Here is a 9017-nt window from a genome sequence, read left to right as displayed (position 1 = left end):
CGCTCGCGCACATCACGGGCGGCGGCATCGTGGAAAATCTACCGCGCGTATTTCCACAGGGACTAGGCGCAAAGATCGAGCGCGCGGCGATCCGCACGCCTGAAATCTTTAAAATCATCGCGCAAAAGGTGGAGTCCGCCGAGATGATGAGGACGTTTAACATGGGCGTAGGCATGATCGTCGTAGCGCCGAAGCAAAACGCGGACTTCGTGCTAGCTAACTCGGGCGGCTACGTCATCGGTGAGGTCGTAAAAGGGCAGGGCGCACAGCTCGTGTAGGCGGCAAAACAGGCTCGCCGCAATAAGCGCACGGATTTAGCCGCTTGTTTTTTATTTACGGCAACGGCGGCTAAATTTAAAGATGCCGATTTTCCGTTATTTTAGGCGGCTAGAGTTTGCCGTTATATTAAATTTAGGCAAACTCGCAACCATCCAAACGCGCGAAATCAAGCGGTAAATAAGGCGCAAAGCAAATTTAGGCATTTTGTCGCCTAAAAACCTATAAATTTATCGCGACTAGGGCTAAATTTAACTCTCGTTTGCTAAAGTTTTGCCGATTAACCCGCAAGGTAGCCTTAGTCAAATAAACTTCAAAATCGCTTGTTAAATTTACGCACTACGGTAAAATACCGAGCCAAAAAAGGCTCAAAAAGAAAAAACAAGTAAATTTTAAGACTAAAAAAGCGTTAATCGCGCTTTAGCTTTATCTTAAAAGACTGGTTCAAAACGGCCCGAAAATCAAACTGCGGCGTAAAAAGAAGCTAAATTTAAAACAAAACCAAGCAATAAACCGAAATTTGAGGAGAAAAAATGAAAAAATATCTATTCGCTCTTTGCGCTTTAGGCGCATTAGCCTGCGCGCAGGAGGCCAAAAACGGCGCAAGTATCGGCGCCGGAGCCGCCGTCCAAAAAGGCGTCTTTTATACCAAAGACCGCCTAAGCGCCGTGCCTTTGCCTCAGATTGAGGCTTATTACGAGGGTTTTTACGTTAGAGGCCTAGAAGTCGGCTACGAGCATAATTTTAGCGAAAACCTCTTTGCAGGCGCGTATGCGAGGTTTTTTGACGGCTGGCGCGTGAAGTCTAGCAAACTAAAACCTCAGTACCGCAGCGTCCGCGATAGAGAGCATCAAACGGCGCTCGGCGGCAAATTTGGGGCGAATTTAGGCGGTTTTCAGACCTTCGTTTATGCCCAGGGCGGCGGACGAGGCGGTAGCTACGGGGCCGAGGCGTCGTATTCCTTACCCGTCGCGCAGAGATTTTCGCTCATTCCGGCCGTTACTTACGACGTATTTTCGCGAAAGCTTAGCGATTATTACTTCGGCACGGACGTAAGCGAGCTAGGCGGCGCGGTGGCCTCGGTTTATAATCCTGGCAGCTCCTACGCGCTAGGCGCCAGAGCCACTGCGACTTACGAATTTAACAACGGTTTTGGCTTGAGCGCGACGGCTGGCGCTAGGAGATTTTCGGACGAAGTAGCTCGTTCGCCTATCGTTCGCAGCAGATACGAGAGCGTAGTTTATACGGGCGTTTCGTATAAATTTTAGGCGTCAAATTTAAGCAAGAAAATGAGCGAATTTATCAATTTTAAAAGCAAAATCGTAGAGCAAAAGGCAAAAGCCAGGCTAAAAAAGAGCGGCCTACTGCGCCGAGTCGGTAACCGCGACTACGTGAGCGAGGAGTCGGCTCTGGGCGTAACCAAAATGCAGTTTTGCAGCGATAAATTTACGGACGGCGATCTTGCTGATTTGGGGCATTTTGCAAATCTAAAATCTCTGGAAATCAGCTCGCAAAACGTGCATGATCTTTCAAATTTGCCAGCTCTTAGCTCGCTTGAGGCGCTAGATCTAGACGTCCCGTGCGGTGACGCCGCGCCGCTAGCTAAATTTAAAAAGCTAAAAAAATTGCGGCTTTTTAGCGTTTTAATCACGGATTTTACGCCGCTTGCAAGCCTTAGCGAGCTTAGGACGCTAAAGCTTTACGATTGTGGCGTCAGAGATGTTTCGTTTTTGAGCGAGCTTAAAAAACTAAAATCGCTAAAGCTTTCAAACAACGATATTTCAGATGTTTTGCCGCTTGCGCGCCTCGTAAATTTAACCGAGCTTTGGCTGGATAGAAACCGCTTCCAAGATCTCCGTCCGCTTGCGGCGCTAACGAAGCTAAAAGAGCTAAATATCGAAGTAAATGCCGTCCAAGACCTAGCGCCCATCGGCGGACTTAGCAAGCTAGAGTGCCTGTGCGCTGACGACAACCGTATCGCGGACGTCTCGCCTTTAGCAAATCTTGCAAAGCTGTGCGTGCTATACCTTAGCCAAAACGCTCTTACGGACGTATCGGCGCTTAAATTTTGCAGTGCGCTAGAAAACATTCATCTTGACCTTAATCAAATTTTAGACATTACGCCGCTTTTAGCTTTGCCAAGGCTTAAATTTCTAACCGCCGATACGAGCGTAAATCACGCGGGCTTTGAAGCAAAATTTGACAAAAGCGAGGGGCTAATTTGCTTGGGCGACGTATACGACGAGGCGAGTTACGCACGGTATTTTGCATTTAGCGCAAAAGAGGCCGAGTAAATTTAGCAAACGCAAATACGCGGCTCGTAAATTTTACCGACTCTAACCAAAACGCAAAATCCGAATAATCAAATAAATACTTAAATAAAAATATTAAAGCTAAAATTTAAAAACTAGCGGCTAAAATTGGCTTAAATTTAACCCAAAGGAGTAGCTATGAGTATAAATTTAGATAGACTTAAGGCGCTTTTTAGCGAGATAAACGCCATAAACGACGAGAGCTTCGGAGCGGGAATGAGCCGCCTAGCCTACACGCGCGAGGACAAGGCCGCTAGGGAGCTATTTATCGCGCGCTGTAAAGAAGCGGGACTAAAAGTACGCATAGACGCGATCGGAAATATCTTCGCCAGGCGCGAAGGCACCCAGCCCGAGCTGCCGGCGGTAGCGTTTGGCTCGCACCTAGACACCGTGATAAACGGCGGCGAATTTGACGGGATTTTGGGCGTTTTAGGCGGACTAGAGCTGATTAGAACGCTAAACGACGAAGGCGTACAAACGCGCAGACCGCTTGAGCTAGTCGTCTTTGAGTGCGAGGAGTCGAGCCGATTTAACATCGCGACGCTCGGCAGCAAGGTCATGTGCGGCAAGCTGGGTTATGAAAAGCTAAAAGACGTGCGCGACTTTCAAGGGCGCGCTACCAGCGAGATCTTTGCTGAGTTTGGCATCGATCTAGCAAGTATCGAAAAGGCTAAAAATTTGACGCCGAACTATGAGAGCTTTTTCGAGCTACACATCGAGCAAGGGCCGCTACTATATAACGAAAGCATCCAAATCGGCATCGTGAGCGCCATCGCCGCGCCGCACAGATTTAGCGTACACGTGCAGGGCCAGGCTCAGCACTCCGGCACGACTGCGATGAAGTACCGCCGCGACGCGCTTTGCGCAGCGGCACAGATAGTGCTAGCCGTCGAGAGCGTCGCGCGCGAAAACGCGGCAAACGGCGTGGTGGCAACCGTGGGCAACTGCACGGTAAAACCGGGCGTCATGAACGTAGTACCGGGCGAAACGACGCTGCTAATCGACCTGCGCGGTATCGACCTGCGCACGCGCGAAGCGGCCTACGAGCAGATCTTAGGCGAAATCTCGCGCATAGAAGCGCAGCGCGGCGTCAAATGCGAGATCAAGCAGCTTGCCTTCGACGAGCCGTGCGCGCTGGACGGCCGCCTCATCAAGCTCATCGCCCAAAAAGCCGAGCAGCTCGGGCTTAGCTTTGAAATCATGCCAAGCGGCGCGGGGCATGACGCTATGCATATGAGCGCGCTCTGTCCTACGGCGATGATCTTCATCCCGTCTAAAGACGGCATCAGCCACAATCCGGCGGAATTTTCTAGCTGGAGCGATATCGCTAATGGCGTAAATTTGCTAAAAAGCGCGGTTTTAGAAACGGCGGGCAGAGCTTGAGTCTAAGGCTAAATTCGGCGGGCGGCGAAAATTAGGCAAAGGCGGCTTAAATTCGCATTTAGCGCAAAAATATCCGCCTTAAGTTTCGGTTTAAATTTTACTCGCTCTTTGGGCGAATCGGCGACTAAATTTGGATTTTAATTTTACGAATTTTACGGATGATTTAGCCCTAAAACGGGCTAAATTTAAAACACAGTATCGTCGTTTTCGCTTTTTGGGTATGCCTTGAACGATATCCCGGTACTCGGCGATCTTGCCATCCTTGACGCGAAATATATCCATGGTCGAGCGTCCGCGATCATTCGCGTTTAGTTTGACGCGACTGTGGATAAAAACCGCCGCCCGTGCCGATATATTTGATCTGCGCGCTGCTTTGCGTTTGCGCGAGTTCGTTGCATAAACTTGCGACAAGCTCGCCGCTACAGCCAAATAAAGATGTAAGCCTAGTAGCTATAGCCAAGCGCTTTATTTTAGGCTAAAGCATAAATTAAATTTAGCCGACCGACTCGGCCGACTAAATTTTATCGCAAAACTACAGCTCTGCGTTAGCCGCGGTTATGTCGTAGTTGTTTTGAAAGCCGCTATTGGTATTTACGACGCCTAGCAGCTTGATGTCGCCCTGGTCTAGCTTGCCGTTGCCGTCGTCCTCGATCTTATAGACGTAGTTATAGGAGTACGAGTTGCCCTCTTGCTTGAGGTTTTTAGCGATGAGCAGAGCTTTTACGCCTTTTTCAAACGACTCTTCAAATACCTTTTTAAGCGCGTTTAGCTCGCTATTTGCGCCGCCGCCTTGATTTGACGGCGTAAAGCTTAGCTCGGCTTTATAGATCTTGCCGTCTTGCAGCGTAGCTTTTTGCCCGTTTGCGTTTAGGTCAAACTCGCCCGCGCTTAGCTGCTTGCCCTCAAATACCTTTGAAAAATCAAGCTTATCGTCTGCGCCGAATTTCTCCAGCTGCCAGTTTTTCTCGTCTTTATCCAGAGTAAAGATATATTTGCCTCCGTCCGCGCTCGCGGTTTTACCGTCCTTTAGCGCCTCGCTTATTTTTAACGTTTGGCTAGGGGCAAATTTGCCTTTTAGCTCGCCTAGCTGCGAGGCGGTTAAATTTACAGGCTTATCGTCGCTGCTGCCAATGCTTGCTATTTTGTCTTTGTTTGAGATTAAATTTGCCAAATTTTGCTTTATGTTTTCCGCCGTATCTAGCAAATTTAGCCCGCCGGCGCCTTTTGCCGCTTCGGTCGCAAACCGCGCCGCACTAAGGCTTTTTGACGCGGCCGCTAGCACGATGTTATCCGCGCTAAGATTAAAGTCTCGGTGCGCGCTAACGGAGCCTATATATTTTACCTCATCCTTAGTTATTACGTTACCGCCGTTATTTTCGACCTTATATATCTCAAAACCGCTGTAAGTTTTAGCTAGGATTATAGATTTTTCGTTGCCTGCGGCTTTGGTTACAAACGCCTTGCCTTCGCCGAAAATCTTATCAAACCCGGACGCAAAGCCTGCCGACATACCGCTAACGTAGTAAATTTTGCCGTCTTGTAGCTGCGTTTGCGCGTCTGCGGCAACGTTTAGATCGCCGATAGACGTTACGTTAGAAGCTAACCTGGAGAAATCAAGCTTGTCGCCGTTAGATAAGGCATTTATAACGACTCTAGACGCGTCTTGCTTAAAGGTAAAGGTTTCTTTGGCGTCGCTTGCGTAGACTGAGCCTGTTACGTTTGTTATTTTTAGATTGTCGTCTGCGGCAAATTTAAAAGTTTCAAACGTATCTTTATCAAGCTCTAAAACGCCGTCTCCTTGCACGTCGATCTGTTTTTTGGCATTGCCGGAGCCAAAAGACAGCCCCGCAAAGGCCTTTAGCAGCTTTGAACCGTCCGCGTTTAGCTCTTGCGCGCTTTGCTTTAGCGTGATTTGCGTGCCGTATTTAGTATGCAAATTTAGATCGCCAAGCTTAGCCAGCTCTTCTACGTCGCTTGCGCTAAGTTCGATGTTTTTATCGCTTAAATTTAGCTTTTCTATCTTTGAAACGTCCGCCGTCTTTAAAAATTTCATGATTTTTTTAAAGTCGTCTGCGATATCGAATTTTCCTTTTCCGGCGAGTTTGGCGGCAAATTTAGCGTATTCGTCTACGCTTACTTCTAATGTTCTATTGATTTCAAAGCTATCTACCTTGTCGCTTAGCAAGGCATCCTTATCGTTTGAGCTAACGCCCGTTAGTTTTATGTTATCGTTAGCGTCAAATTTATCTGCGCCGATTTTATTAAAATTCGTGGCCGAGATTTTTAGCTCCGCGCCGTCTGAGGTTTTTATGGATTTTATCTTTTCGCCGAAATAATTCAGCCTGTTTTCTACCGCGTTTTGTAAATTATTCGCGCTATCTTCGATCTCTAGGGCGCCGTTTGCGATTTTATAGCTTGAGAGCTTGTCGCTAGATAAAAAGCCTTTGCCGAAAATTTCGTAAAAATCAGCCGCGCTTAGCTTTTGCGTTTTAGCTATCGCGCCGTCTTTTAGCTTGTCGCTAAACGCGCCCAAAGCTTTTAGAGACTCTTTGCTAAACGCGTCTTTATCAGTTAGCGTTACGGCCGAATTTGCGATTTTATCCGCAGCATCTTTGTTGAGCGACGTTAGTTCGGCTACGCTTAGAACGGCCGATTTTACCGCGCCATTAGCAAATTTAGCGGTATTTTGAGCTAACGTTTGTAGCTGAGCGTTTGTTAGCGTGCTATCTTTGCTAAGCTCTACCGTGCCGTCTGCGATCCTATCTTTTAGCGCGCCGCTTAATATCTCCTTAGCTTTTTCAAAGCTTGCGACTAAAGATTTTATATCGCCGTTTTGCTTGAGCTCGAATTTAACTCCGCCCGTAGTTATGCTTGAATACGCGTTAGGTAGGATTTTATCCCCTAGCTTGCCGGATAAAAACGACTCTTTGGTTATGTTTTTAGCTCCGTCTAAATTTAGCGAGCCTAGATACTGCGCGCCGTTTTCAAACGAAAAATCATCGCTTGATATCTTTGCGACGTTGCCTTTGTCGAAAAACTCGTAAGTCGTATCGCCGCTTTTTAGCGCGTCGCCTTTTTGCGAATTTGAGCTTAAGCTTTGTTCGTCGTAGGCTTTTACCGCGTCCTTGGATTGCGATTTTTTCGCAGACCTAAAGGTATAAACGTCGCCGTTAGCGAATTTAACGGCCTTTATGTTTAGCGCATCCGCGTCTAAAGGCTTGGTAGCTTGCGCGTCTTGGTAAAATTTGCCCTCTTTTTTATAGACGTTTTCCGTGCCGTCTAGCTTAAGAGCGGGCGCGTCGTCAAAGAGCTTAGCAAAGCCCTGCGCGTCGGTTGTCTTGATGGCGCCGTCGGCTAAAACGTTTTGCTTTAGCGTAAAGACTCCGTCTTTTGCCGTCGGATCTATGCTAACGCCTTTAAATACGATCTTTAAATCATCCGAGTTGCTAAAGCCCGCGTTTTTACCGTTAGCGTAGAGGATAGTGTCGTCGCCGTCTTTGATAAACTGCTTTGCGCCCGCTTGCAGTCCGTCCTCGTTTTGAGCCTGCGTAAGCGAGTCTGCGCCTCCTGCAAATTTGACCTTGTCGCCGGGTTTTGCGCCCTCTATGACGACGGTGCCGGTATGCGAGTTAAAATGCGGAACGGCCTCTTTATTTGTAACGTAATAAGTCGTTTGTCCGTCTTTTACGAGCTTATAAACCATACCGCCAGCGCCTTTATCTACTTTTTGCGCGCTGACGCCGTCTGTCGTGCCCTCTACCAGGCCAAACGGTCGCTCGAAAAAGCCGTTGTCGTTAAATTTAACGCCCGATCTAGGCTGGAGGCTGTGGCTATAAGGGACGCCGTTTTCTTGATCTTTGGCGCTAAATTCGTGCCCGTCTTTGGTAAATGCGCCAAGTATCGCCGTGCCTTTTTCCGCCTCCAAGCTATCGCCCGTCGGGAAGTTTTTTACCGTATAAACGTCGGCTTTTAGCGTCTTGCCCTCGGCGGTTTTAACCGCGCCGTTTTGGACCGATAAATTTATCTTTTGATCGGCGCTTAAATTTACGCCGTCGTTATCTGCGCTTCTTATGCTTACGAAGTATTTTTTACCGCCGTGTTCTATCTTCGCCGAGTAGCCGATGACCTCGGTCGATGAGGCGGATGCTAGCATCTGTTTTAGCGAGCCCTCTACGCCGTCGTTCGGAGTAGGCTGAGGTTGCGGCTTGGGGTCTGGAGTCGGAGTCGGTTTAGGATCGGGCTGAGGTTTTAGATCCGGCGTAGGGTCAGGCTTAGGATCTGGCGTAGGGGCGGGTTTTGGAGCGAGTTCTTTTGAGATTTCATCCTCCGTTTTGCCGGTTACGCCGGAGATAATTTTTACCTTAGAGTTGGCATCTAGCGCAGCGTCTAACTTTGCCTCGTCTACGGTCAAATTTAAGCTTTTAGCGCCCGCTAGCACGGCGCTTTTGATGTCGCTTGCGTTTGAGTGGGGCGTAATGGTTTTATTTATCTGGATAAAAGCTTTTAATTGCTCCTTTATATCGCCGCCGTTTGGAACGTCTTTAATGAGGTCGGCTACGACGTTTGAGGCGATTATCTTGTTTATCAAGAGATTATGCGCGTTTTTCGTAGCTTCGTCGGCGGCATTTGAGTGAACGGGGTCGCAAGCGGCCTTTAGCATATCAGCCGCGACCTTTCCTCTATCTTCGCCGTCGTTTAGCTTTTTCGTCCAGCCGGCTTTGCCCTCTTTGTCTAGATTAGCTCCGCCTTTGCCAAATACGTTAGCGTATATATGCTCGACGAAATTTGCGTTTTCGTTTACGCTATCGCCGAAAAACTCTTTTGCCGCTACGGTGTCTAGCATCGTGTTTGCGATAGTAGAAACGCTTAAATTTTGCGTATTTGCAGCACCCAGCCAAGCCTTACTGCCCGCGCCTTCGCTCGATCTGCCGAAGAGTCCGACGTAAAGCGCCGAAATTTGCGTCTGAGTTATATTCATAACGATCTCCTAGATTTAGATTAAAAATATAGGAAATTGTAACAAATCTAACTGAAATCAATTCTTAA

At 48.1% G+C, this 9017-nt stretch carries 5 protein-coding genes; 4 read left to right on the top strand and 1 reads right to left on the bottom strand.

Annotation, left to right across the window (positions count from 1 at the left end; genetic code table 11):
* The 4 genes from Q0218_RS02085 to Q0218_RS02070 all read left to right on the top strand — a co-directional run.
* On the top strand, window positions 1-278 hold a 278-nt coding region (locus tag Q0218_RS02085), incomplete at its 5' end, for an AIR synthase-related protein (protein WP_297965792.1).
* Between the two features lie 531 nt (window positions 279-809).
* Window positions 810-1544 (top strand): MipA/OmpV family protein, encoded by a 735-nt coding sequence (locus tag Q0218_RS02080; protein ID WP_297965790.1) that lies wholly within the window; start codon window positions 810-812, stop codon window positions 1542-1544.
* Window positions 1545-1565: 21 nt separating this feature from the next.
* Window positions 1566-2570, top strand: coding sequence for a leucine-rich repeat domain-containing protein (locus tag Q0218_RS02075; protein ID WP_297965789.1), 1005 nt, complete (start codon window positions 1566-1568; stop codon window positions 2568-2570).
* Between the two features lie 156 nt (window positions 2571-2726).
* A complete protein-coding gene (locus tag Q0218_RS02070) occupies window positions 2727-3971 on the top strand; it encodes a Zn-dependent hydrolase (RefSeq protein ID WP_297965787.1) in 1245 nt (414 codons plus the stop codon).
* 532 nt (window positions 3972-4503) lie between these two features.
* Here the strand turns inward: Q0218_RS02070 and Q0218_RS02065 are convergent.
* On the bottom strand, window positions 4504-8949 hold the full coding sequence (locus Q0218_RS02065) for a hypothetical protein (protein WP_297965786.1): 4446 nt from the start codon (window positions 8947-8949) through the stop codon (window positions 4504-4506).
* Between the last annotated feature and the right edge of the window lie 68 nt (window positions 8950-9017).

The sequence above is a fragment of the uncultured Campylobacter sp. genome, from assembly GCF_938039245.1.
Classification (GTDB): Bacteria; Campylobacterota; Campylobacteria; order Campylobacterales; family Campylobacteraceae; genus Campylobacter_A.
This window is presented reverse-complemented; position numbering and strand designations above follow the sequence as displayed.